This window comes from Pseudanabaena sp. PCC 9330 (genome assembly GCF_055795045.1).
On record NZ_JAYFES010000054.1, the window covers coordinates 1 to 22,153 of the forward strand.

At 59.0% G+C, this 22,153-nt stretch carries 20 protein-coding genes; 9 read left to right on the forward strand and 11 right to left on the reverse strand.

The features are described 5' to 3' along the window. Window positions 1-368 precede the first annotated feature (368 nt). Window positions 369-782: a hypothetical protein gene (locus AC0QKW_RS02195; RefSeq protein ID WP_473149418.1), complete on the forward strand. Its 414-nt coding sequence runs from the start codon at window positions 369-371 to the stop codon at window positions 780-782. 252 nt (window positions 783-1,034) lie between these two features. On the opposite strand, the gene AC0QKW_RS02200 is transcribed toward AC0QKW_RS02195, so the two are convergent. From AC0QKW_RS02200 to tsaD, 3 genes are all read right to left on the reverse strand, one after another. Next, window positions 1,035-1,349: a metal-sensing transcriptional repressor gene (locus AC0QKW_RS02200; RefSeq protein ID WP_473149443.1), complete on the reverse strand. Its 315-nt coding sequence runs from the start codon at window positions 1,347-1,349 to the stop codon at window positions 1,035-1,037. A gap of 139 nt (window positions 1,350-1,488) precedes the next feature. After that, a complete protein-coding gene (locus AC0QKW_RS02205; protein ID WP_473149419.1) occupies window positions 1,489-1,905 on the reverse strand; it encodes a glutaredoxin family protein in 417 nt (138 codons plus the stop codon). An 86-nt stretch (window positions 1,906-1,991) separates the two neighbouring features. Continuing rightward, window positions 1,992-3,050, reverse strand: coding sequence for a tRNA (adenosine(37)-N6)-threonylcarbamoyltransferase complex transferase subunit TsaD (gene tsaD / locus AC0QKW_RS02210; RefSeq protein WP_473149420.1), 1,059 nt, complete (start codon window positions 3,048-3,050; stop codon window positions 1,992-1,994). Window positions 3,051-3,246: 196 nt separating this feature from the next. Between tsaD and AC0QKW_RS02215 the strand changes: the two genes are divergently transcribed. The 3 genes from AC0QKW_RS02215 to AC0QKW_RS02225 all read left to right on the forward strand — a co-directional run bounded on the left by AC0QKW_RS02215 (window position 3,247) and on the right by AC0QKW_RS02225 (window position 4,599). Next, window positions 3,247-3,747 carry a Photosystem I reaction center subunit III gene (locus tag AC0QKW_RS02215; protein WP_473149421.1) on the forward strand — a complete coding sequence of 167 codons (501 nt, stop codon included), beginning with the start codon at window positions 3,247-3,249 and terminating at the stop codon, window positions 3,745-3,747. Between the two features lie 49 nt (window positions 3,748-3,796). Continuing rightward, window positions 3,797-3,922, forward strand: coding sequence for a photosystem I reaction center subunit IX (psaJ, locus tag AC0QKW_RS02220; RefSeq protein ID WP_017301046.1), 126 nt, complete (start codon window positions 3,797-3,799; stop codon window positions 3,920-3,922). 194 nt (window positions 3,923-4,116) lie between these two features. Beyond that, on the forward strand, window positions 4,117-4,599 hold the full coding sequence (locus AC0QKW_RS02225) for a photosystem I reaction center subunit XI (RefSeq protein WP_473149422.1): 483 nt from the start codon (window positions 4,117-4,119) through the stop codon (window positions 4,597-4,599). 60 nt (window positions 4,600-4,659) lie between these two features. On the opposite strand, the gene AC0QKW_RS02230 is transcribed toward AC0QKW_RS02225, so the two are convergent. Further along, complete coding sequence (locus AC0QKW_RS02230; protein ID WP_473149423.1) at window positions 4,660-5,868, reverse strand: methionine gamma-lyase family protein; 1,209 nt, start codon at window positions 5,866-5,868, stop codon at window positions 4,660-4,662. A 142-nt stretch (window positions 5,869-6,010) separates the two neighbouring features. On the opposite strand from AC0QKW_RS02230, the gene AC0QKW_RS02235 reads away from it, so the two are divergent. After that, window positions 6,011-6,832 (forward strand): acyl-CoA desaturase, encoded by an 822-nt coding sequence (locus AC0QKW_RS02235; RefSeq protein WP_473149424.1) that lies wholly within the window; start codon window positions 6,011-6,013, stop codon window positions 6,830-6,832. Between the two features lie 183 nt (window positions 6,833-7,015). Here the strand turns inward: AC0QKW_RS02235 and AC0QKW_RS02240 are convergent, their stop codons facing one another. From AC0QKW_RS02240 to pdhA, 7 genes are all read right to left on the reverse strand, one after another. Continuing rightward, a complete protein-coding gene (locus AC0QKW_RS02240; RefSeq protein WP_473149425.1) occupies window positions 7,016-9,241 on the reverse strand; it encodes a caspase family protein in 2,226 nt (741 codons plus the stop codon). A 28-nt stretch (window positions 9,242-9,269) separates the two neighbouring features. Continuing rightward, window positions 9,270-10,448, reverse strand: a complete 1,179-nt coding sequence (gene sat, locus AC0QKW_RS02245; protein ID WP_473149426.1) for a sulfate adenylyltransferase — start codon at window positions 10,446-10,448, stop codon at window positions 9,270-9,272. Between the two features lie 230 nt (window positions 10,449-10,678). Beyond that, entirely contained in the window at window positions 10,679-11,044 is a 366-nt protein-coding gene (locus tag AC0QKW_RS02250; protein ID WP_473149427.1) for a hypothetical protein, read from the reverse strand. Window positions 11,045-11,054: 10 nt separating this feature from the next. Further along, window positions 11,055-12,026 (reverse strand): protein translocase subunit SecF, encoded by a 972-nt coding sequence (secF, locus tag AC0QKW_RS02255; RefSeq protein WP_473149428.1) that lies wholly within the window; start codon window positions 12,024-12,026, stop codon window positions 11,055-11,057. Window positions 12,027-12,034: 8 nt separating this feature from the next. Further along, entirely contained in the window at window positions 12,035-13,471 is a 1,437-nt protein-coding gene (gene secD / locus AC0QKW_RS02260) for a protein translocase subunit SecD (RefSeq protein ID WP_473149429.1), read from the reverse strand. Between the two features lie 113 nt (window positions 13,472-13,584). Next, window positions 13,585-14,568 carry a pyruvate dehydrogenase complex E1 component subunit beta gene (locus AC0QKW_RS02265; protein WP_473149430.1) on the reverse strand — a complete coding sequence of 328 codons (984 nt, stop codon included), beginning with the start codon at window positions 14,566-14,568 and terminating at the stop codon, window positions 13,585-13,587. A gap of 228 nt (window positions 14,569-14,796) precedes the next feature. Next, window positions 14,797-15,825, reverse strand: coding sequence for a pyruvate dehydrogenase (acetyl-transferring) E1 component subunit alpha (gene pdhA, locus AC0QKW_RS02270; RefSeq protein WP_473149431.1), 1,029 nt, complete (start codon window positions 15,823-15,825; stop codon window positions 14,797-14,799). Between the two features lie 572 nt (window positions 15,826-16,397). On the opposite strand from pdhA, the gene AC0QKW_RS02275 reads away from it, so the two are divergent. From AC0QKW_RS02275 to AC0QKW_RS02290, 4 genes are all read left to right on the forward strand, one after another. Continuing rightward, window positions 16,398-18,791: an IMS domain-containing protein gene (locus tag AC0QKW_RS02275; RefSeq protein WP_473149432.1), complete on the forward strand. Its 2,394-nt coding sequence runs from the start codon at window positions 16,398-16,400 to the stop codon at window positions 18,789-18,791. Between the two features lie 174 nt (window positions 18,792-18,965). After that, window positions 18,966-19,571 carry a DUF3038 domain-containing protein gene (locus tag AC0QKW_RS02280; RefSeq protein WP_473149433.1) on the forward strand — a complete coding sequence of 202 codons (606 nt, stop codon included), beginning with the start codon at window positions 18,966-18,968 and terminating at the stop codon, window positions 19,569-19,571. Next, on the forward strand, window positions 19,568-20,950 hold the full coding sequence (locus tag AC0QKW_RS02285; RefSeq protein WP_473149434.1) for a DUF4335 domain-containing protein: 1,383 nt from the start codon (window positions 19,568-19,570) through the stop codon (window positions 20,948-20,950). The genes AC0QKW_RS02280 and AC0QKW_RS02285 overlap by 4 nt, the downstream gene beginning before the upstream one ends. Window positions 20,951-21,097: 147 nt before the next feature. Then, complete coding sequence (locus AC0QKW_RS02290; protein ID WP_473149435.1) at window positions 21,098-22,138, forward strand: OmpA family protein; 1,041 nt, start codon at window positions 21,098-21,100, stop codon at window positions 22,136-22,138. Window positions 22,139-22,153 lie beyond the last annotated feature (15 nt).

Below are 22,153 nucleotides of genomic sequence, written 5' to 3' on the forward strand. Positions count from 1 at the left end.
TTGCAATAAGTACAAATACGTAGTCATCAAACATAGGAGAATTAAGGGCTTTGAACAGCGTCTTATCCCTAGACTTACAAGACTGGGATGCACCCAGATACGGGTCTGGCCTCAGACCTTGAGCAAGGATTGTTTAGCGTCGCCACTGGTTTGATCAAAGGGAGCATGGCCGGTGAGCAGCCCCTCTATGTCAAGTCTCCCGAACAACGACCACGAGCCCCTAGACTGACGGGGAGAAATGTCGCCATCATGATTTCCCTGCCCTGGGCGGGTATGCTAAGCCTAATTGGGGTTCCTGCCCAGGCCAACGGTATCGTTCCCACCACGTGGCCTATGGTTTTAAAATTCTGTGGCACCTTTACCCGTCTATGACTACGGCCAAGGCATCTCTACCGACGCAGCCAGCGACTCAAGTCTCCGCCCAAGACAAACTGCTGGAGAACATCATCGGGGTGGCTATTTTTGACTTTAGCGGCCTACCCCGAGAGTATTTTGTGACCGCTGACAATACCAGCACCAGCTGGGTGCAGATTGTATTTCAGGCTCTGGGGCTTAAATCGCTGCTGATGTCCTCCCTCAATGTGGAGGGGTTTTCTCATATCACCATTGAGCTAGGCCCTCAAACCGCTGTTGTGGTACGCACTAAGGAAGAATATGTGGCTCTGCTGCTGCGCACCCCGATCGCCTTTGCTACGGCCCAGGACAGCGATCGCTTTAGCCACTGGGTACGCCAGTTTGAGCGCCAGATGCTGCGAAAACACGATCGCTTCATCGCGGCCTAAGGGGGCTGTCAAACCTAAATTTTCAAACCTAAATTTTTAGATTGGGTGACGCGATCGCAGCACCCGACAAAGCTTACGGGGCGAGTTTTCTGCCTGACCGCCAGAAAAGACGGTCGGCCCTAGTTACTCTCTAGAGCCTGCCCCAGATTGCTCAAAAAGAACTCAAACCTGTGTCGAACGGTTGAGCAAGCGCGCTCCAACCCACCAAGGGCATATGCCTGCTTTGCTTTGGCGATGGCGGCCTAGAAAATATCAGGGCAAAAAGCGATCGAGTGCCGCCTTGAGTTCGGCAATTTCAGCCTCTATGTTGCCGTCCTCGGCAGCCCGGCCAATACACTCAGTCAGGTGCTCGTCGAGAATGATGCGGGCCACCCGGTCAAGGGCACCGCGCACCGCCGCCACCTGCACCAGCACATCGGGGCAAGGGCGGCTCTCCTGCACCATGGTTTTAATGCCGCGAATGTGGCCCTCAATGCGGGCCAGGCGATTGACAATGCGCCGCAGCGACTCGGGGTCGTGGATGTGGGGGTGGGCAGGACTATCGGCGGGCTGGCCAACCTCGTGCAGGTGAGAATGGGAGTGGGAGCTGGAATTGTGCAAAACAAAAAGCCAGTGAAGGAATCCGTAACTTAAAACGACAAGCCTAAGGGCGACAAGAGTCGAAACAACAAGCCTTAGAGCAACCCATCAAGATGCCCAAGATTATCTACTGAGGTGCCTCAAAACCCGTCATAGTCGCCAATTCATTTAAGGACTTTACCCCCAGGTGGATCTGCCCGCCAATTTCCCAGGTGGGGTAGGCCTGAATGCCCTTCTGCTGACACAGATCAGGCTGAGCATTGTCGCCATCGGCGGCGCATTCCACGTAGGGCACCTGGTCAGCAGCCTGCTGAAACAGCGCTTTTTGATCGGCGCAGTGTGGGCACCAGTAGGCACCATACATAACGCTGCCCGTAGCCGCCAGATGATCGGCCAGACGGGCTTCGTAGCTGTCAGCGACAGCCCTGGGGTCGACCGACTGGGTTGCACAGCCCGCTGCTACCAGGGCCAGAGCAATGCTCCCCACCCCAGCAACCCGGCGAGAGCCAGACCAGGAGATCGATGGTAAACGCTTTGAGGTCATAGATCGAAGGACGGTGCCGGTCACCGGAAACAGCAGCAAAAAAACTAAGACGTCCTAATTGCGGGGTATCACTGCCCAGTGTAGCGTCAAGCCCCAAGTGAGGGATGGTAGAGATCCATCACCTGGGCCAGTTCAAGGCGCGATCGCGCCCCCAGATCTAGCCCCGAGCGGTGACCGTGGTTGAGGTGATCGGCAGCGGCAGCGCCAATCATCGCCGCATTGTCGGTACACAGGCTCAGGGGCGGAAAAATTACCAGCAGCCCGTGGGTTTCAGCCGCCTGCTGGAGATGCTGGCGTAGGCCACTATTGGCCGCCACCCCGCCCCCTACAGCAACGGTAGAGAGGCCATAGGCTTGGGCGCAGGCCACTACCCGCTTGGTCAAGCCCCGGGCCACCGTCGACTGAAAGCTCGCCGCTAGGTCAGCTACCGGCAGCGGGTCTACCCCCTCAGCCTTGAGCTTTGCCACCAGGCGCAGCATCGCCGTCTTAAGCCCGCTAAAGCTGGAGTCGTAGGGGTGAAAGCCACCCTCCGGTAGCGAAATATTGCCCTCGGGCAAGGGAAAAGTCTTGGGGTCGCCCTGCTGGGCCAGCTTGTCGATCACCGGGCCGCCAGGATAGCCCAGCCCCATCAGCCGGGCCACCTTGTCAAAGGCTTCGCCCGCCGCATCGTCACGGGTGTGGCCCAGGGTTTGGTACTGGCCACAGCCCTTGACATAGATCAGGCTGGTGTGACCGCCCGACACCAGCAGGCACAGGTAGGGGGGCTGTAGATCGGGGCTGGCCAGGTAGTTAGCGTAGATATGCCCCTCCAGGTGGTGCACCCCCAAAAACGGCTTTTGGTGCACCATGGCCAGGGTTTTGCCCGCCGTCAGCCCCACCAGCAGCGCCCCCACCAGGCCTGGCGCACAGGTGGCGGCCACCCCATCAATGGCGTCCCAGCCCAGCTCGGCCTGGGCCATAGCGGCACTGAGGCCATCCCCCAAGGTGACCACGTGGTGGCGCGAGGCCACCTCGGGCACAATGCCGCCATAGGGCTGGTGGATGGGGATTTGGGAGGCCACAATGCTGCTGAGAATGGTGCGATCGCGCACCACCGCCACCGCCGTCTCATCACAACTGGTTTCTAAAGCCAAAACTGTCGCCATTGATATCGCCGTCCCAGGGGTACTAAAACCGAGTGAATCGTTATTTGTAGAGATGTAAACACCCTAGTGATCTTAGCTTTACGGAGGTTCGGCGGCGGGGTATTATGACGACCAAGTTGGGTGAATTTTTGTTCAAAAAACTTAACTTTACGTTCAAATCGCCCTAGGTTTCTTAGGTAATTAAAAGGAACGGTTTATGCGACGGTTTTTTGCTGTAGCGCTTGTAGTATTTCTCTGGTTTGGGTTTGCCGCCCCGGCCTCCGCTAGCATCGCTGGCGACAATGTAGCGGGCTTGACCCCCTGCGGCCAAAACGAGGCCTTCTTAAAGCGGGCCGCTGGTGCTAAGACTGAGTCGGCCAAGGCTCGATTCGACTTTTATGGCAGCTCTAGCCTGCTGTGCGGCACCGACGGCCTACCCCACCTCGTGGTAGACGGCGACCTGGCCCACGCTGGTGAATTTTTGATTCCTGGCCTGCTGTTTCTCTATATCGCCGGGTGGATTGGCTGGGTCGGTCGCGCCTACGTGATCGCGGTGCGTGGTGAGAAAAATCCTGAGGATAAAGAGATCATCATTGATGTGCCTTTGGCCCTCAAGTGCTCTCTATCTGGGTTTGCCTGGCCCCTAGCTGCCTTCAAAGATATTGCCAGTGGCGAAATGTTTGCCAAAGACGACGAGATCACCGTATCTCCTCGCTAGGTAACCTACTCCACTTGCTTTTAGAACAACGACCCAGGAGATATAGACCATGGACAACAACCTGCTTCGGTACCTGTCCTCCGCTCCGGTGTTGGCCACCGTGTGGATGGTAATTACCGCTGGTATCTTGATCGAATTCAACCGCTTCTTTCCCGATTTGCTGCTGCATCCCTAGGAATGTCTGCCACGACAACAGGTCTTAGAGGCTTTAGCAGCGCCGGTGGCGTCTTGCCGTTTGATCTAAGAACCTTTTATCCCAAGTCCAGCGAGAGCTCTGTCGATTTTAACCATGGCAGGGTTCTACGCTTGGAGCTGGTTCAGGTTTACTTACATTTGCTGTGATTTTGTTTGAGTTGGAGATATTCCCCCATGACAGACCTCATTCAGCCCGCTGGGGATCCACAAATCGGCAACCTTGAGACGCCGATCAATTCCTCCGCATTTTCTCGGGCTTTTATTGGCAATCTGCCTGCCTATCGTAAAGGGCTCTCGCCCCAGCGGCGGGGTTTGGAGATCGGCATGGCCCACGGCTACTTGCTCTATGGTCCTTTTGCCCTGCTTGGCCCCCTGCGCGATTCTGAGATTCCTGGCCTGGCTGGGCTGCTGAGCGCTTCGGCCCTGGTGGTCATCTTGACCGCTTGCCTGTCCATCTACTCGGGTGCTGGCGTCAACACCGACGTGACCAAGACCACCACGCCCTTCACTCCTCCCGCTAGCCTTGAGACCGATGAAGGCTGGAGTGAGTTTGCGGGCGGCTTTTTAATCGGCGGCATCGGCGGAGCCACCTTTGCCTACCTGCTAGCAGCGAATCTGCCCATCCTCACCACTCTAGTGAGCGGCGGCCACAGCTAGGGCTAGTCTCATCGTCATAAAAAAGGGGGCTGAATTGTTCAGCCCCTTTTTTGTGGTTTTCTACGCTGGCCCGATCGCCTCTACCGCCGCCTCGATCGCCAGGGCGACATGGGTCCAGTGGGTGCCCCCTTGGCAGTAGACAATGTAGGGCTCTCTCAAGGGGCCGTCGGCAGATAGCTCTGAGGTACTGCCATCAATAAAAGTTCCCCCAGCCATCACCAGTTCGCTGTCATAGCCGGGCATACCCGCTGGTACGGGTTCTACGTAGGCATCGATGGGGGAGTGCTGCTGCACCGCCTTACAAAAGGCAATCAGCTTTTCGGGCGCCCCGAGACGAATGGCCTGGATCACATCGCGCTGAGAGGCGGTGGGAGCGGGGTTGACCGGGTACCCCAGGGCGGCAAAGGTGCTGGCAAGCAGAAAATTGCCCTTCATGGCCTCGCCCACCATCTGGGGGGCCAGAAACAGCCCCTGGTAGAGCAGCCGGTTGAGGTTGAGGCTAGACCCCCCGCTGGCCCCGATGCCGGGCGCGGTGAGGCGACAGGCGGCAGCAGCGACTAGGTCGGCCCGGCCCGCCACGTAACCACCTGTGGGGGCAATGGTACCGCCCGGATTTTTGATCAGCGACCCGGCGATCAGGTCAGCGCCAACGGCGGTGGGTTCACGGTCTTCTAGAAACTCGCCGTAGCAGTTGTCGACAAAACAGACCACTTCAGGGTTTTGATCTTTTACTACGCGGACGATTTTTTCGATCTCGGCTACGGTGAGAGTCGACCGCCAGCTATAGCCGCAGGAGCGCTGGATATGTACCAGTCGGGTTTTTGGCCCAATCGACAGAGCCAGGGCATCCCAGTCGACGGTATGGTCAATACTCAGCGGTAATTCTCGATAGGACACCCCAAATTCTGCTAGCGATCCTTGACCTGTGCTGCGTAGACCAATTACTTCTTCCAGGGTGTCGTAGGGCGTGCCTGCCACCGCTAGCATTTCATCGCCAGGACGCAGTACCCCATATAGGGCGCAGGCGATCGCATGGGTGCCCGAGACAAACTGCGATCGCACCAGAGCCGCCTCCGCCTGCACAATGTCGGCAAAGACGCGATCGAGGGTGTCGCGCCCCAGATCGTCGTGGCCGTAGCCCGACACACTGCTAAAGTGATAGCTACTCACCCGGTGCTGCCGAAAGGCTTTTAGCACCCTCGATAGGTTTTGCTTGACCTGAGCGTCAATTCCATAAAAAATCGGAAGAAGTGTCGAGTCTGGCGGCATGATCAGGTTTGATTGTTGCAATGATTAAATTTTTTCGTTAAGAAACAGGGGTAATTATTGTCCCCTACATTTACTCTGCCTGAGCAAAATTCTTGCCGAGGATTTCTGCTGGGGCCTTTGTCCAAAACTCTGAGATTTTTGCATGACTGCTGTAATTACCGAGCGTTTACCCCGCGATTGGGTCACCCTTGGCTTCATGATCTTTGTCCACAGCATGGCGGCCCTAGCGTTTTTGCCCGCCAATTTTTCTTGGGCGGCAGTGGGGGTAGCCCTGCTACTCCACTGGTTTACCGGCTGCCTGGGCATCACCCTGGGCTGGCACCGACTGGTGTCACACCGCAGCTTTACAGTGCCCAAATGGCTAGAGTACTTCTTTGTGTTTTGCGGTACCTTGGCCTGCCAGCACGGCCCGATTATGTGGGTGGGTCTGCACCGCCACCACCACGCCTACTCTGACCAAGCCTTTGACCACCATGACTCTAACAAGGGCTTCTGGTGGAGCCATATGGGTTGGATGCTGCGCGAAGTACCGGCTCGCCATGACATCGATCGCTTCATTCGCGACATCAAAGACGATCGGTTTTACCTGTTCTGCGAAAAGTATTTTCTGCTGATGCAGGTGGCCCTGGGCTTGGTGCTCTACGCGGTAGGGGGCTGGTCCTTTGTGCTGTGGGGTATCTTTGTTCGACTGGTGGCGGTTTACCACTGCACCTGGCTGGTCAACAGCGCTACCCACAAGTTTGGCTACCGCAGCCATGAGACCGAAGACCACTCTACCAACTGCTGGTGGGTGGCGGTGCTCACCTATGGTGAAGGCTGGCACAACAACCACCACGCCTACCAGTACTCGGCCCGCCACGGCCTCAAATGGTGGGAGGTGGACATGACCTGGATGACCATTCGCCTGCTGCAATCGGTCGGTCTGGCCAAAAAGGTGAAGCTAGCCGGGAGCAACGAGGGCTAACTCACTCAATAAAAGGCAAAAGGAGGGGGTGCCGATGGGCCACCCCCTCCTTTTGTCTAGATTGTTTGGCTTTCCGGTTAAGCCCCTCCAGTTCAACATAGCCTTGCCTCGAGGAGCCTGAGGGCACATCGTCAACCAAGGCTCGCCTAGCTCTCGACATTGCCTTAGCCACCTAAATATGGGCTACACCACCTCGTAGCGCAGGCTCAGGGTCGCCCAGCGATCATGGTGTAGGACATAGCTATCGGGCGCATCCTCGCCACTAGCCGCGTTCAGGTCTTGCAGCAGCGCCTGAGCTAGCTTCAGCGGCTCTGGCACCGGCCTAAAGCCCGTTGCCAGAGATGGCGGGGTACTGTTCAACACCGCCAAACAGCGATCGAGCGGCTGCGTACTGAGCACAATGTGGGCTTCAGCCCAGGTGGCCAGCCTCGGCATGGCCCAGCCCGCCCCATCGTTGGGGAAGATCAGCACCTCTCCTGGGGCTAATGGCGCAGTTCCTAGAGGGCGATCGGCCGGCTCATTCTCGTCTGCTTCCACCTCAGGCAAGGGCATGAGGGCCGTGCATTCTCCCCGGCTGTTAAAGCTAATCCACAGCAGGTGTAGAGCCTGGTCTGAGCCGTTGGCCAGGCGATAGCTCACCCGACTGTCCCGCGTGAACGTCATCGGTTCCCCCGCTCCCAGAGTCTTTTGGGCCTGGCGAATGGCCACTGGCCAAATAGGAGGGGCACTACGTCCGGTGGTTTTGACCCAAAGGGGGCGGGGCTTGGGCTGTAGAGTCTCTAACACCGCCGCTACAGCCAGTTGCGACGAAATTTGATTTTCGGTCAGTCGCACCAGCTTGAGGGCCAGCAGAGTTTGCAGGTAGGGAGCCAGTCGGCTGACGGCTGTCTTGACGGCTTCCTCTTTAGCCAGCATTGTGCCAGGCATCAGGGTGCGGTTGGGGGCAAACAGCCCATAGCTACTCTCGGAGGGGCGATTGCCGTTGGGCTTAGGCCCAGCGGTAGCGACGCCAGGCAGGGCGGCGGTGAGGGTGGGGGCCGGGCCAATGGGCAGGCGGCCAAACAGGCAGTCGGCGGCCTTTTCACCAGCCACGATCGCCGTCACCAGAGGAATACCTGCCAAGGCACTGGTAGCGTCAACTCGCTCGACCCGCCGCAGCTGACTGTCGAGGGCAACCACCAGATCGATGGGCCGAGGCAGTACCCGCACCTGTTCATAGATGGGCTGATGGGCCAGAGTGGCTAGGGCGCTATCGCCTAGGGGTTTAGCCAGGCCGTGCAGGCCATTGCGCGATTCTAACCGCAGGGGTACCCCTGGGTAGGAGCCTGCCACAAGGCATGAGCCGGGCTGAAGATAGCGCAAAACCTGGGGGGGAACCCCGCCCAGCCAAAGAGATGAGCGATCGCCACTGGTGGGCAGCACTACTCCGGCGGCAGTATCCACCACAGAAGGCAGACCGTAGGCAGCAGGGCCAGATCGAGGCGCGAGGCGATCGACCAGCACCGGCTGCTGATCGGCACCTACCCAGCGCTGAAGATAGCGCCCAGTACGGTGTATCAATACCTGGGGATTAAGGCTGGGCTCTGATTCCCAAAGACTCTGGGTGAGGGCGTAGGTCAACACTCCAGCGCTAAACCCATCCCACTGGCTCTCTAGAACCAGGTAACCAGGGTCGGCAGCCCGCAGCAGCAGCCCCGGCCAGGGGGCATTAAGGAATAAGACCGTGCCACCAGGGTAAGGCAATGCCCCTAACGGTATGACACCTGTGGGCACGGTGGGGCGCGACCTGACCCGCGAATTGCCCCAGCGTAGATACCCAGCATCTTGGCTGCCTGCATCAATAACGGTCGTGAGATTGGCGGTAGCCAAGCGGTTAAGTCTGGCCACCACCTCGGCCTCTAGTAGGTCGGATAGGGCTGGTGAAGTTTCATCGGGTAACCGGCTATCGATAGGCACCCATGCAGTAGTTAGCTCGGTCGCTCCATCGCTACCCTGTACTCGCACCTGGCTACCATAGCCACTGAAGTGCAGCAGCACCACATCGTCAGGCCCCGCCTGCTGCACCAGGTGCTCTTCGATGGCGGTAAGAATGCTGGTGCGAGTGGCCTCCTGGTTGGTCAGAGTGAGTACATCGCCTGGGTCAAACCCAAAGCGATGCACCAGCAGCTGACGCTGGAGCTCAACGTCGCTGAGACAACCCTTGAGAGCCACATCCTGGGCCACACCGGGATCAATGGCGCGATCGGGGTAAGTGTTGATGCCAATCAGCAGGGCAAGCTTGCGACGGGCAGGCTTTGCTAGAGCCTGGTGGTAGGGGCTAGCGGTGCCCAACAGCGCAGTACTGCCCATCCCCAGCGCCCCTAGGGCCAGAGCTGCCTGTTGCAAAAACGCCCGTCGATCTAATCTCACCGAGTTGATTGCATCCCAATTTCTAGCGTTAAACGGCCTCGGGCACCCGCATGGCCTTAGCCAGCTCTGCCGCCACTTCAGGGCGAGAAAACTCAGGTGGGGGTAGCTCACCCCGGCGCAGCATTTCCCGCACTTTGGTGCCCGACAGGTGAATCCGCTCGTCTTTACCGCTAGGGCTAGTTTTAGAGGTAGCCATGCCCCCGGTGCGGGTGCAGTAGAAGGCGTGCTCAAACTTCATTGGTACAATGCCTAGCTCGGCGGGCTCAAACTCATCAAAGATGTACTGAGCGTCGTAGGTGCCGTAATAATCACCCACCCCGGCGTGGTCGCGGCCCACAATGAAGTGGGTGCAGCCATAGTTTTTACGGATTAGCGCGTGAAATATCGCTTCTCTAGGGCCAGCGTAGCGCATTGCCGAGGGATTGATAGCCAGAATTACACGATCTTGGGGAAAGTAGTGCTCCACCATGATTTCGTAGCAGCGCATGCGCACATCGGCGGGAATATCGTCGGATTTGGTGGCTCCCACCAGCGGGTGCAAAAACAGTCCGTCGACGGTCTCTAGGGCACATTTTTGAATATATTCGTGGGCGCGGTGAATGGGGTTGCGGGTCTGGAAGCCGACGACGGTCTTCCAGTTGCGATCGCGAAACAGAGCCCGAGAGGCCACCGGGTCGATTTGGTAGACGGGGAATAGCGGATGGGGATCGCGCTCTAACAGCCAAATTGGCCCGGCTAAGTTTACAGCTCCCTGGTCGTAGACCACCTTGACGCCAGGGTGCTGCTCATCGTCAGTGCGGTAGACATGGGTTGCCTCACGAGCTTTGTCGTAGGTGTATTTCTCTTGCAGCTCTAGCACGCCCACAAAGCGCCCGGTAGGGTCATCAAGCCGCACCAGGCTGCCTTCCTGTAAGGGTGCGGCAGTAGCTTCATCCACCGATAGGGTGACGGGAATGGCCCAGGGCAGGCCATTGGCTAGGCGCATGTCGGTGACGACGGTGTCGTAGTCGGCCTGGTGTAAAAAACCCTCCAGAGGGCTAAAGCCGCCAATGGCGATCATCACCAGGTCAGAGAAGGCGCGCTCGTCAAGACTCACCCTCGGCAGAGTGTCGGCCTGTTCTAAATAAAATGCTTTTTTATCGGCGGGCACCAGGCGATCGACCAGGGTGCCGCCGTGGGGGGGGATGCCGTCTTTATGTAGGGTCATTGAGATACTGCTGCCTTCTGCTGAAATAAAATGAGCTGAGAAAATTTGGTGGTGGACTAAGTGCCCAACCAAAATCAAACCCCGATTGCCCGCCGGAGAACCGGAGTTAGCCTACCTGTTCTATCAAATTACATCTTGGTACCAATGTCACCCACAGATGTCTAGCCATCGACAATAATCTAGCAACTTCAGGGCATTTGATCGCTGGCAACAAGGTGATATGCCAAGATCTATTCGCGATACAGGTGCCGCCATAGCGGGTGAGAGTTGCCCTGGGTGTGAATGCGGTGCAGCAGCCTTTCTAGCCGTTGAACCTCAGCTTTAGTCATACCCCAAAGAATATAGCGGCTCTCGGCCACCAGCAGCGCCACCGTCAGCCCCACACAGAGGCCCAGCCCGACGGCGGCAAGACGGTTATAGGCCAGTCCATAGCGCACCGCAGCCCAAGTAAAGTGCTGGCGCACCAGAGCAATGTCAGGTCGCAGTCTCCAGAGACTAAGGGGGGCGATCGTCAGCCACAACAGCCCGCTGACGGCCCACCAGCGGCGCAGAACAATGGCCCGCAGCTTTTCTATGGGTGGGCTTAGGCTGCCCATGGTCAGGCCTCTAGCTTAGGGTTTCGGGCTGGGGGTCGGCAGCGCTCTCTTCCAAGGTGTAGGCCTGGCCGCTGCGCTCGCGCCATAGGGCCAGCAGAGAGCTGGCCACAAAAATACTAGAGTAGGCTCCTGTCAAAAAGCCCACAATCAGCGCCAGGGCAAAATATTTTAGGGTTTGGCCCCCAAAGATGAAGATCGCAACCAGGGGCAAGATCGTAGTCAAACTGGTGTTGATCGAGCGGCTTAGGGTCTGGTTAACGGCGCTGTCAACCACTTCGTTGATATGGCGACCGGGGCTGAGCCTTGCGTTCTCTCGGACGCGATCGTAAATCACCACAGTGTCATTGACCGAGAAGCCTACAATCGTTAACAGTGACACAATAAATAGGCTGTCTACCTCAACCCCTAGCACCAATCCCAGAATGGCAAACACTCCGGCAGTGACAATCACGTCGTGAGCCAAAGCCAGAATTGCCAGCAGCGCATAGTCGAGCTTAAACCGCAGACTGAGGTAAGTCACAATACCGGCAAAGGACACCAGCAGAGCCAGCAGGCCTGACACCAGCAGCTGCCGCCCAATCACCGGGCCCACTGAGTCAATCTGGGTAGAGCTTGGGTCAAAGGGGCCAATGGCCTCATCTAAGGTACTTTGCAGAATGGTGCGCTCATCGACATCGAGATTACGAGTGCGAATCGAGAGCACCTGCTGGTCATCGCCCAGCACTTGAATGCTGCTGGAGTCAAGCCCCTGCTGCCCAAGTACCTGCCGCACCTCGGAGACATCAATTCCGGCGGCGCAGCTTTCAGTGGCCACACAGGCCCGAGTCAGCTGGAGTCGGGTACCACCAGCAAAGTCGAGGCCCGGTTTCAGAGGGGCACCAAACTGCTGCCATGAAATAGCCATGGACACCAGACTGATCAACACTAGGACGGTCGAGATTCCCCACCACAGACCGCGCTGCTGAATGATATTGAGCTTCATAGGCACTCCTAGGGGCGAACGGGGTTGGGGCGAACGGGGTTTAGGCCGGGGCAAAACAGGCTGGGGCGCCGAAACTGAGGCAAACTGATGGCCAGAAACATCAGGGTACGAGTGCAGGTCAACGCTGTGAACATGCTAATTAGCACGCCAATGCCCAGGGTCAGCGCAAATCCTTTCACCAGCCCCGCGCCGAAGTAAAACAGCGCTAGGCAAGAGATTAAGGTGGTAACATTGCCATCTAAAATGCTCGAAAAAGCCCGGAAAAAGCCCGACTCGACAGAGCGATATAGGGTCTTGTCCGATCGCAGCTCTTCGCGGGTGCGCTCAAAGATCAGCACGTTGGCATCCACCGCCATGCCAATGCTGAGAATGAACCCGGCAATGCCCGGCAGGGTAAGGGTGACCCCCAGCAGATTAAAAGCGGCCCAGGTGAGCAGAGCGTAGATAATTAGCGAAATATCGGCCAGCACCCCCGGCAGGCGGTAATAAACCGCCATGAATACTAGCACCAATGCCAGACCCGCCATCCCCGCATAGAGGCTCCGCTGAATGCTGTCGCGCCCCAGAGTAGCCCCCACAGTGCGGTTTTCGACCACTTCTACAGGCAGGGGCAGGGCGCCTCCCCGCAGCTGAATAGCCAGCTCGTTAGCCGACTGGGCGTCAAAGTTGCCCGAGATCTGGGCACCGCCGCCAGTGATGCCCGTGGTGGCATACTCGGCGCTGACGGTGGGGGCGCTGATCATGCGATCGTCCAAGAAAATACCGATGCTGCGTCCGGTACCTGCCACCGAGCGGCTGATCTCAGCAAACTCGTTACCGCCCTCGTTGTTAAACCGCAGTGAAACCACCCAGCGGCCGCCATTGTCGTTGCCCGCAAAGGCATCGGCCAGTTTGTCGCCCCCCAGGGTGCTGGGCTCAAACAAATTGCGAATGGCGGCCTCGCTAGCGGCAATGTCGGCCTCCAACCGGTCAATGCGAGCCTGGGTGCTGCTGTCAACCTCGTCAGGGGTCTCCGGTAAAGTGGCCTGGAGTGCCGCCAGCTCCCCAACGTGCCCCTGGAGAATCTGATTTTCGATAGGCAACTGTTGCTCGGTACCGGGCCGCTGGGAGCGAAACTCAAGCTGAGCCGTACCTCCCAGCACCCGCTCCGCTTGCTCAGGGTCGCTGACCCCAGGCAGCTGTACCACCAGCTGGTCGTTGCCAACAATCTGCACCACCGACTCTGCTACACCAAGGCCGTTGACCCGGCCCTCTACCACCTCTCGCACCCGCTCCATCTCACGCTCGGTGATAGTGGGCACCTCTTCTGTGGGCTGCACCTGAATGGTGAGCTGGGAGCCGCCGCGCAGGTCTAACCCCAAATTGGTGGGGATCTGGCTAATCACTCCCACGGCGGCAATGGTGAGCGCCAATATGATCCCTAGCCAGACTCGATGTTTTGCCATGGTGATTCGCTGCGGTGTGGGTGCGGGCGGGGATAGTACCCCGACAAAATAACAATGAGAGGGGGGAGGTTTATTAACAAATATAGGTGACGGTGGGCCGTGCCCACCTATGGCTAGACTTTGAGGGCGACCATGTTTTCGACGGCGGCCTCGATTTGCTTGGGCTGCACGATGGTCAGTGTCTCTAGCTTACCGTTGTAGGGGGTCGGGATGTCTTGGGACGACAGCCGCACCACGGGGGCATCGAGTTCGTCAAAGTAGCGATCGTTGATGGAGGCGATGATTTCGGCTCCAATGCCGCCGGTTCTCATACACTCTTCGACGATGATCACCCGGTGGGTTTTCTTAATCGACGCACCAATGGTGTCAAAGTCGAGGGGCTTGAGGGAAATCAGGTCGATCACCTCGGGGTCGATGCCCTTTTTCTCTAGGCCTTTCACCGCCTGGGTGACATGGTGGCGCATGCGCGAGTAGGTGAGAATGGTGACATCTTTGCCGGGCCGCACGATCTCGGCTTTATCCAACGGCACCACGTACTCGTGATTGGGCAGGTCTTCTTTGAGGTTGTAGAGCAGAACGTGCTCAAAGAACAGCACCGGGTTGTCGTCACGAATGGCGGCTTTGAGTAACCCTTTGGCATTGTAGGGGGTAGAGCAGGCGACGATCTTCAGACCCGGCACCGCCTGAAAGTAGGCCTCTAGCCGCTGGGAGTGCTCGGCCCCCAGCTGTCGTCCCACGCCACCGGGGCCGCGAATCACCATGGGGATTTTGTAGTTGCCGCCAGAGGTATAGCGCAGCATGCCCGCATTGTTGGCAATTTGGTTAAAGGCCAGCAGCAAAAAGCCCATGTTCATGCCCTCGATAATTGGGCGCAGGCCGGTCATGGCTGCACCGACAGCCATGCCGGTAAAGCTGTTTTCGGCGATCGGGGTGTCGAGCACGCGCAGTTCGCCGTACTTCTCGTAGAGATCTTTGGTGACCTTGTAGGAGCCGCCGTAGACGCCGACATCTTCGCCCAGCACAAAGACGGTGTCGTCGCGGCCCATCTCTTCGTCGATGGCCTCGCGGAGGGCGTTAAATAGAAGGGTTTCTGCCATTTTGGGGATGTGGGTGGGTAATGGATAGGGGGTGGGGGCTCTGGAACAGCAGGGCTCAAATCCCCTCCTAGGAGGGGTAGGGGTGGGTCTGAGTACTGGCTTAGCAAAGTTGCAGCCTAGCGTTTGGGATCAGGCTAGATTTTTCGACATCTAAGAAATTCCCGATTCAAAACTCTCTCAGACCCACCCCGCCCTGCGGGCACCCCTCCGAGGAGGGGACGGGAGAATCTAGTCTTCAGCGAAGATATATTTATAGAGATCGTCGGGGCTAGGCTCGGGGCTGTCTTCGGCGAAGGTGAGGGCGTCGTCGATGCGGGTTTGAATGCGATCGCGCACTTCCTTCAGCGCCCCCTCATCAACCAGGTTGTGCTCTAGCAGGTAGGCCTCAAACCGCTTGATCGGGTCGCGAGCCAGCCAGGCTTCTTTTTCGGCTTTCGATCGCAGCTCGTCAGGATCAGCTAGAGAGTGACCGCGAAATCGGTAGGTAAGGGCTTCGATTAGAGTGGGGCCTTCGCCAGCGCGGGCGCGGGCCACGGCCTCCTGGGCCACAGCCCGCACAGCCATCACATCCATGCCGTCAACTTCGACGCCGGGCAGACCAAAGACCGAAGCTTTTTTGTAGATCTCAGGTTGGGAGGTGGCGCGCTCGTGGGCCATGCCGATCGCCCACTTGTTGTTTTCCACCACAAACAAGATCGGCAGCTTCCAGAGAGCGGCCATGTTTAGGCATTCAAAAAACTGACCGTTGTTGCTGGTGCCGTCGCCAAAAAAGCAGGCGGTGACCTGGTCGGCGCTGGGGTCGCCCAGGGCGTCTTTACGGTAGCGCGACTGAAATGCCGCCCCTAGAGCAACGGGAATACCCTCACCGATGAAAGCAAAGCCTCCCAGCAGGTTGTGCTCGCTAGAAAACAGGTGCATGGATCCGCCCCGGCCCTTGCTACAGCCGGTCTCTTTGCCAAATAGCTCGGCCATGACGTTTTTGGCGGGCACCCCAGCGCTGAGGGCGTGGACGTGGTCGCGGTAGGTGCTGCACACGTAGTCATCGGAGCGCAGAGACTTAATCACCCCAGTAGAGACGGCCTCTTGACCGTTGTAGAGGTGCACAAACCCAAACATTTTGCCCCGATAGTACATCTCGGCGCACTTGTCTTCAAAGTAGCGGCCCAAGACCATATCTTCGTAGAGCCTCAGCCCCTCAGCCGACGAGATCTGAGCCACCGGAGCCTGGGCTTGGGGTAATGTTCGTTCTTGAACCATGGGTTTTGCTGGGTCCTACGCCGCGATATCCAACATTTGACTATACCGAAAAGTCACCCCCCTGGGCAGGGCAAGGGTCGAGATCGGTGCTTTAAATCATACGAATTGTCCTGCCTGGCCTTAGGGCGAGGCCAGGCTATAGAAGAGACCTTGATCGGCTCGCTGAGGCCAGGGTCTAGACTGGCCTTAACTTTAGGGGTTGGCAGCGACGGCGGTCTGCTAGCCCGGAACCTTTCATAGTTTCTTTGACGTTCCTGCTCTGTTGTGACGCAGTAGCCCCTGATGGCTAGGCAGCAGCGGCTTCAAGAAGCTAGAGCTGACCTAACCCCAACCAGGTCAGCCTCGTATAAACTTCTCCTCTGATCTGGTCTGGTTTTGGGTCAAACACGATAGGGTGTAACTATTTTCTAAGGGTGCTAACAACTCGGGTGTCAGGGCACAGGTTAGTCAGGATCCTAGAGGACAAAAGGGAAAGCCCACCAGAGGAAAATCGAGGTATAACGGCTGGGGCAGTCTGCAACATATCTTTTTGGATACTATTTCAAATGAGTTGGCCGTTGGGGATGTGAGCTGTGCAAATTCCGCTAGACTACTACCGAATTTTGGGGTTACCCATTCAGGCGACTGCGGCTCAGCTTCAGCAGGCCCACAGCGATCGCGGCTTGCAGCTGCCCCGACGCGAGTTTTCTGCCGCTGCCATTGAGGCCCGCAAGCAGCTCATTGACGAAGCCTACGCCGTGCTGTCTGACCCCGATCGCCGCCACAGCTATGACAGCAAGTTTTTGGCCAGCGCTTACACCGATGTGGCTCTCGATGCACCGGTTGCCCTAGCTGAGGCGGGCGGCGGGCGCACCTCAGGCTTGGAGGTGCGCGCTGACCTGGGAGAAGCAGCGCTGCGATCGCTGGCCACCGAGCCGGGGGGCGGCGAGGCCCACAGCTCCAAAATTGAGATCGAGCCCGATCAGCTAGTGGGTGCCCTGCTACTACTGCTAGAGATGGGCGAGTATGAGCAGGTGTTGCAGCTGGGCCAACCCCTGCTGACTAACCCTTATGCTCTCGGCGACAGCGCTGCCGCCGGCTCGGCCCCCGACGATGTGGTTTTGACCCTCTCTCTGGCATGTCTCGAGCTGGGGCGCGAGCAGTGGCAGCAGCGTCAGTACGAAATCGCCGCCGAGTCCCTTCAGACCGGCCACGACCTGCTGGCTCGGGGCAATCTCTTCCCCACCATTCGGGCCGAGATTCACACCGAGCTGTACAAGCTGCGGCCCTACCGCATTTTAGAGCTGCTGGCCCGCCCCCTCGACCAGACCCGTGAGCGCCGCCAGGGGCTGAAGCTGCTCAAGGCCATGCTCGAAGACCGGGGCGGCATAGAGGGTAGTGACGACGACCTCTCTGGGCTGGCAATCGACGATTTTTTACGCTTTGTGCAGCAGTTGCGCGACTACCTAACCGCCTCCGAACAGCAGGAGCTGTTTGAGCATGAAGCCCGCCGCCCCTCCCCTGTGGCCACCTATCTAACGGTGTATGCTCTGCTGGCCCGTGGTTTTGCCCGCCACCAGCCAGCCCTGGTGCGCCGCGCCAAACAGCTGCTGCTGCGTCTAGGTGCGCAACAGGACGTACACCTGGAGCAGGCGGTATGTGCCCTGCTGCTGGGTCAGACCGAGGAGGCCAACCGCGCCCTTGAGCTCAGCCAAGAGTTCGAGCCCCTGGCCTACATTCGCGAACACTCGCGCCAGTCACCCGACCTGCTGCCGGGGCTGTGCCTCTACGCCGAACGCTGGCTCAAGGATGAGCTGTTTCCGCACTTCCGCGACTTCAAAGACCAGGAGGCCACTCTCAAAGACTACTTTGCCGATGACCAGGTACAGGCCTACCTCGAGACCATGCCTGCCACCCCTGGCGAAGCCCCCCGCTGGTCGCCTAGCCCGCCCCCGACGCCCTCTCAGTTCTCTGGCCCTGGAATGCAGCCAGCTGCGCCAGGGGCATCGTTCTCAACCTCGGCGTTTCCTACCATTGAAGGGTCACTGCCTATCGGTGCTCCGACCATGCCTAACCCCGTCACCAGTGGTCGACGGGTCGACAGCCCGCCCCGATCGCCCCAGCCCTTAGGTTCCAGCGACAACGGCTACGATGATTTCTCCCTCAGTGCGGGCAGCGATCGCAATGGCCGCAGCCAAGGAGTCATCGCCGCTGACGATGATCTACGAGTGGCTGAGCGAGTTGCCCAGCTCTCCCCCGAGGGCAAAATGGCCCCCGCTGGAGAAAAACTCCCCCCCCGCGATCGCCGTCCCGCTGCGGCCAGCCCCGATACTACCCTGGCCCCTGGTCAGGCGTTTCCGCCTGGGGTAGCGGCGGCCAAGCGCGATCGCCCCTCACCCCGCTGGGGGCGGCTGGCTCTGGTGGGGGCAGCCGGGCTGCTAGGGGTCAGCATTTTAGGCTTTGGCACCATGCGCGCCCTGGGCTGGGTGACCGGTGCCCTCAGTGGCCCCCGCATTTCGGGTCAGCCCCTGGCCATTTCCCTCGATCGGCCTGCCTTCGAGATTCCTGAGGTGACCGCTGCTCCGGCAGAAATTGGCGTCAACGACATGGCCAGCCGAGTGATTAACACCTGGCTAGAGACCAAGCGGGCCTCCTTGGGCAAAGATTATCAGTCCAGCCGCCTGGAAGAGATTTTGCTGGAGCCGGTGCTTACCCAGTGGCGACGTCGGGCCGATGCCGCCGCCCAGGAGAGCTGGTACTGGGAGTATGAGCACAGTGTCGAAGTTGAGTCGGTCAGCCCCGACGACCCCACCGCCGATCGCTTGCAGGCGATCGCCGTAGTCTCTGAGCAGGCTCGCCTGTTTGAGTTTGGCGTCGAAAACACCAGTGCCTCCTACAACGATGTGCTGAGAATGCAGTACGACCTGGTGCGCCAGGACGGCAATTGGTACATCCAGGGCATGACCAAGCTGGCCGACGTCAACTAGGCTCTGTCGATGGGTGAATGGGTGGATAGGTGGGGACTCTCGGGGCAACAAAAAACCTTGTGTGGTTCTCGCACTATCACAGAGTTTAGGGCTAGGGGGTTCGGTAATTTCTCCGGCCCAGCAGCCTGAAACCGTGGTTTGATAGAATGCTGTTCGTATTAACTCCAGAGCTGAATGCCAGTAGATAGCCCCCCTCTTTCTCCGTCGCCGCTGATGCTCGACACTTTGGCTGACCCGGCGCTGCCCAGTGACGAGTGTCCTCGCCGGGCGCGCATTCAGCTTGACCTGCTGCTGCTGGCGATCGAAGCCCTTGACCTAGGCGGCAGCGAGGCCATGCTAGCGGTAGCCCGCGACCTGGCCCTCGACAACCTAGTCAGGGGTCGGGTGCATCTGTGGCTGTTACGGGGCACCAACCCCATGCGTCGCTACAGCCAGCGTCAACCCCTACAGATGGATGAGGCCAAGGCTCTGGTAATGATTATCTGCACCCTAGCCCGGCGGCTGACCGTGCTGACTCGTCAGCTACTCATTGGCCAGCAGCAACTCACTGACAAGCAGCTTTCCCTTGATCACCACTTTCGTTTGGCCGACTACATGACTCGTTTTCGCAGTCACTTTCGTGCCCGGATGAACCCTCGGCGAGCCGGGGTGATCGCCTACAGCACCGACGAAAAACTCGATGAGCTGGCAGTACAGCTGTTGCAGCAGCTGCTGCTCTGCTCTGGGGTACTCGGCCCCCAGCGGCTATGGAACAGCCTGTTTGACGGAGAAGTGTCATGACTATTCAACGTCAATACAGCCTGCCCCACTGCAACTTGATCTTAGAAGGGTTGAGTACCGACGCCCTTGACCCCCTAGCCCCTCTGACAGTGTTGATGAATGTCGAGTGCCGTCTACCCGGCGTCGCCGATGTTACCTTAACCGGCGGGCGTGAGTTTCTCGATAGTCTGGTGGCCGCCGTCAGCCGCTATGGCCAGCAGTTGCTCAGCGGTGTCGCTTATCCTGCCGATGCTACTCAGGCACCTCCTATGGTTGCGCTGAAGCCGGGAGATAGCTTTTATCACCATTTAATTGTGCAGCAGCAGCCCCTGGGGGAGCCGGTCAGCGACGTCAGTGCTCAGCCACCCCTAGATATCAAGCTCAATACAGTACAGCTTTACGACTTGGTGGAGGCGATCGATCAACTGCTGGCCGATACCCAGACCCTGCCCGACCTAACCGCTCAGTTTAAGGTGGTGTCGCGGCGGTTGGTGCAGTCTAACGAACCCGTAACCAAGCGAGCGGCCCCGGCAGCCCTGGGTGCAGCGGCTCTGGCCGCCGCTGGCTTGGCTCTCTTCTTTGTACCCCCGCCCGAGTTTGAGCCCAGCCGCTCTGAGCTGGAGTCAACCGCCCCCGCTGAGACCACTGGGGCAGAATCCGCTGCTTCACCGCCTTCAAGTAGCGAAGCCTCTTCTGAGCTTTCTCCCGAAGTCGGGGATCTAAGTCGTCTGGAAAATGCCCCTGCGATCGCCGATGCCGCCACCGTTGCCCTTCTCCAGAGCGACGTGGCCGAGCGGCTGCGCCAGTCCTGGGCCGACGCCCCCCGCCCCAGTGATGATCTGGCTTACCGCATTGTGGTGTCTGAGGATGGCGACATTCTGGGCTACAAATACGAAACCGATCTGGCCCTGGCAGAGGTCGACAACACGCCCCTCCCTGAGCTGACCTTTGTGCCGGTGGCCGGGGCAGCTCCAGTGGATGAGCGAGTGGCCCAGTTTATCGCCACCTTTACCCCCGCAGGTGAGGTTGTGCTAGAGCCCACTGGCGGCAATTCCGAGGCGGCGGCTCAGCCCTCAGAGTCGCTGCCGGCCTTGACCGATAAGGTGACCGATGGCGATCGCATTCGCGCCCTCAACAGCACCCTCTACGACAACATTCTGGCAGATCTAGGCCCGCTGTCGGCCAATGAAGCCCTGCGTTTTCGGGTGCGTCTGACCGAGTCTGGGGAGGTAGTGGGCTACGAGCCAATCAACGCCGCTGCTGGCCTGCTGGCTGCAGAAACACCGCTGCCAGAGATGGTGACAGCGGCCAATAGCAGCGCTGACCAGGTAGACTTTCAGGTGGTGTTTACCGAGCGGGGCGTGCTAGAGGTAAACCCCTGGGATGGCTGGCCCCAGTGAACTCATACCCAGTAAATTTAGGCCCAGTGATCCCAGACCGAGTAAGTTCAGACCCGGTGCAGTCAATCCCCGGTCAACGGTTCCTAGTAGGGCTGGCCCTTCCCCGCCCCATAGCCAATCGCCCGATGGTGTTCAATCGATCGCATCATGGCTGATTCTCCCGACCTGCCGCCGATTTCCCCTGACCCCGCCCCGACTGAAGGGGTGACTCAGCCTGTTGTAACCTCTCGCCTGGTTGGCAAGTCTACATCGGGACTAGGGGCCGGGCTGCACGCTCTATGGATATTGCTAGTGCGGTTGCTGGTGCTGGGGGTGAGCGTCAGTACAGGCTGGCTGCTAGGTATGGCAATCGCTCAGTTTTTTCCGTCCCGCAGCTCAGCGCCGCCGATCGCCGAGCTGGCCTTGCGCCAAAGCAGCCAGACGGTCGGTAAGCTGCAACAGCTGCCCAACTGGTGGCAGGGAGATTCACCCGTAGCCCCCAGCACAGGTGATCCACCTCCGGTGGCTGAGGCCCCGGCTGAGCCCGCAACCGATCGAGCAGCGGCTGAGCTGTCGTCAGAGGAGCGCGATCGCATCCAAACTGATCTGGCCCTACTCCAGCAAGATTTCGCTAGCCTGAGCACCCGCCTGCAAACCCTGGAGTCTGCTCTGGGCGCTTCCCCCACCGGCACCCTGGAGGAGCGATTGGCAATGCTCGATCAGCGCCTTGATTCACCTGAAGCCCCAGTTTCTGGAGCTACCAACTCTGAGGTTTCAGGTGCTGAAGCTCCAGGGTCAGACACAGCGCCTTCTCCCACCGTCGCCCTGGTACCCTACGAAGAGCCGCAGTTTCCGCTGGTCAGCGATCGCATTCTCCTACCTAGTGCGCTGCTGTTTGCGCCCGGCAGCAGCATTTTGACCGGCCCCGGCCAGCAGTTGCTCGACAGCATTGCCGCCGACCTGCGTCGCTACGGCCCGGTGACCCTGCTGGTAGGTAGCCACACCGACCCGACCATTGCCACCGATGAAGCCAGCCCGCTGACGCTGCAACAGTCCCTGGCGGTACAGCAGTATCTGGCCCCCCAGGTCGAAGGGCCGCGCTGGGTCGCCCTGGGCTACGGCTATAGCCGCCCTCGCACCACTGGCACCACCGCTGCCGACCAACAGCGCAATCAGCGGGTCGAGATTGGCGTTGTGCCCGGTAGTTAAACTAACCCCAACCTC

What these genes read in the sequence shown, in the direction of transcription:
- AC0QKW_RS02195 (WP_473149418.1), top strand. Translation starts at nt 369, where the DNA reads ATGACTACGGCCAAGGCATCTCTACCGACGCAGCCAGCGACTCAAGTC.
- AC0QKW_RS02205 (WP_473149419.1), bottom strand. Translation starts at nt 1,905, where the DNA reads ATGACCTCAAAGCGTTTACCATCGATCTCCTGGTCTGGCTCTCGCCGG.
- tsaD (WP_473149420.1), bottom strand. Translation starts at nt 3,050, where the DNA reads ATGGCGACAGTTTTGGCTTTAGAAACCAGTTGTGATGAGACGGCGGTG.
- AC0QKW_RS02215 (WP_473149421.1), top strand. Translation starts at nt 3,247, where the DNA reads ATGCGACGGTTTTTTGCTGTAGCGCTTGTAGTATTTCTCTGGTTTGGG.
- psaJ (WP_017301046.1), top strand. Translation starts at nt 3,797, where the DNA reads ATGGACAACAACCTGCTTCGGTACCTGTCCTCCGCTCCGGTGTTGGCC.
- AC0QKW_RS02225 (WP_473149422.1), top strand. Translation starts at nt 4,117, where the DNA reads ATGACAGACCTCATTCAGCCCGCTGGGGATCCACAAATCGGCAACCTT.
- AC0QKW_RS02230 (WP_473149423.1), bottom strand. Translation starts at nt 5,868, where the DNA reads ATGCCGCCAGACTCGACACTTCTTCCGATTTTTTATGGAATTGACGCT.
- AC0QKW_RS02235 (WP_473149424.1), top strand. Translation starts at nt 6,011, where the DNA reads ATGACTGCTGTAATTACCGAGCGTTTACCCCGCGATTGGGTCACCCTT.
- sat (WP_473149426.1), bottom strand. Translation starts at nt 10,448, where the DNA reads ATGACCCTACATAAAGACGGCATCCCCCCCCACGGCGGCACCCTGGTC.
- AC0QKW_RS02250 (WP_473149427.1), bottom strand. Translation starts at nt 11,044, where the DNA reads ATGGGCAGCCTAAGCCCACCCATAGAAAAGCTGCGGGCCATTGTTCTG.
- secF (WP_473149428.1), bottom strand. Translation starts at nt 12,026, where the DNA reads ATGAAGCTCAATATCATTCAGCAGCGCGGTCTGTGGTGGGGAATCTCG.
- secD (WP_473149429.1), bottom strand. Translation starts at nt 13,471, where the DNA reads ATGGCAAAACATCGAGTCTGGCTAGGGATCATATTGGCGCTCACCATT.
- AC0QKW_RS02265 (WP_473149430.1), bottom strand. Translation starts at nt 14,568, where the DNA reads ATGGCAGAAACCCTTCTATTTAACGCCCTCCGCGAGGCCATCGACGAA.
- pdhA (WP_473149431.1), bottom strand. Translation starts at nt 15,825, where the DNA reads ATGGTTCAAGAACGAACATTACCCCAAGCCCAGGCTCCGGTGGCTCAG.
- AC0QKW_RS02280 (WP_473149433.1), top strand. Translation starts at nt 18,966, where the DNA reads ATGCCAGTAGATAGCCCCCCTCTTTCTCCGTCGCCGCTGATGCTCGAC.
- AC0QKW_RS02285 (WP_473149434.1), top strand. Translation starts at nt 19,568, where the DNA reads ATGACTATTCAACGTCAATACAGCCTGCCCCACTGCAACTTGATCTTA.
- AC0QKW_RS02290 (WP_473149435.1), top strand. Translation starts at nt 21,098, where the DNA reads ATGGCTGATTCTCCCGACCTGCCGCCGATTTCCCCTGACCCCGCCCCG.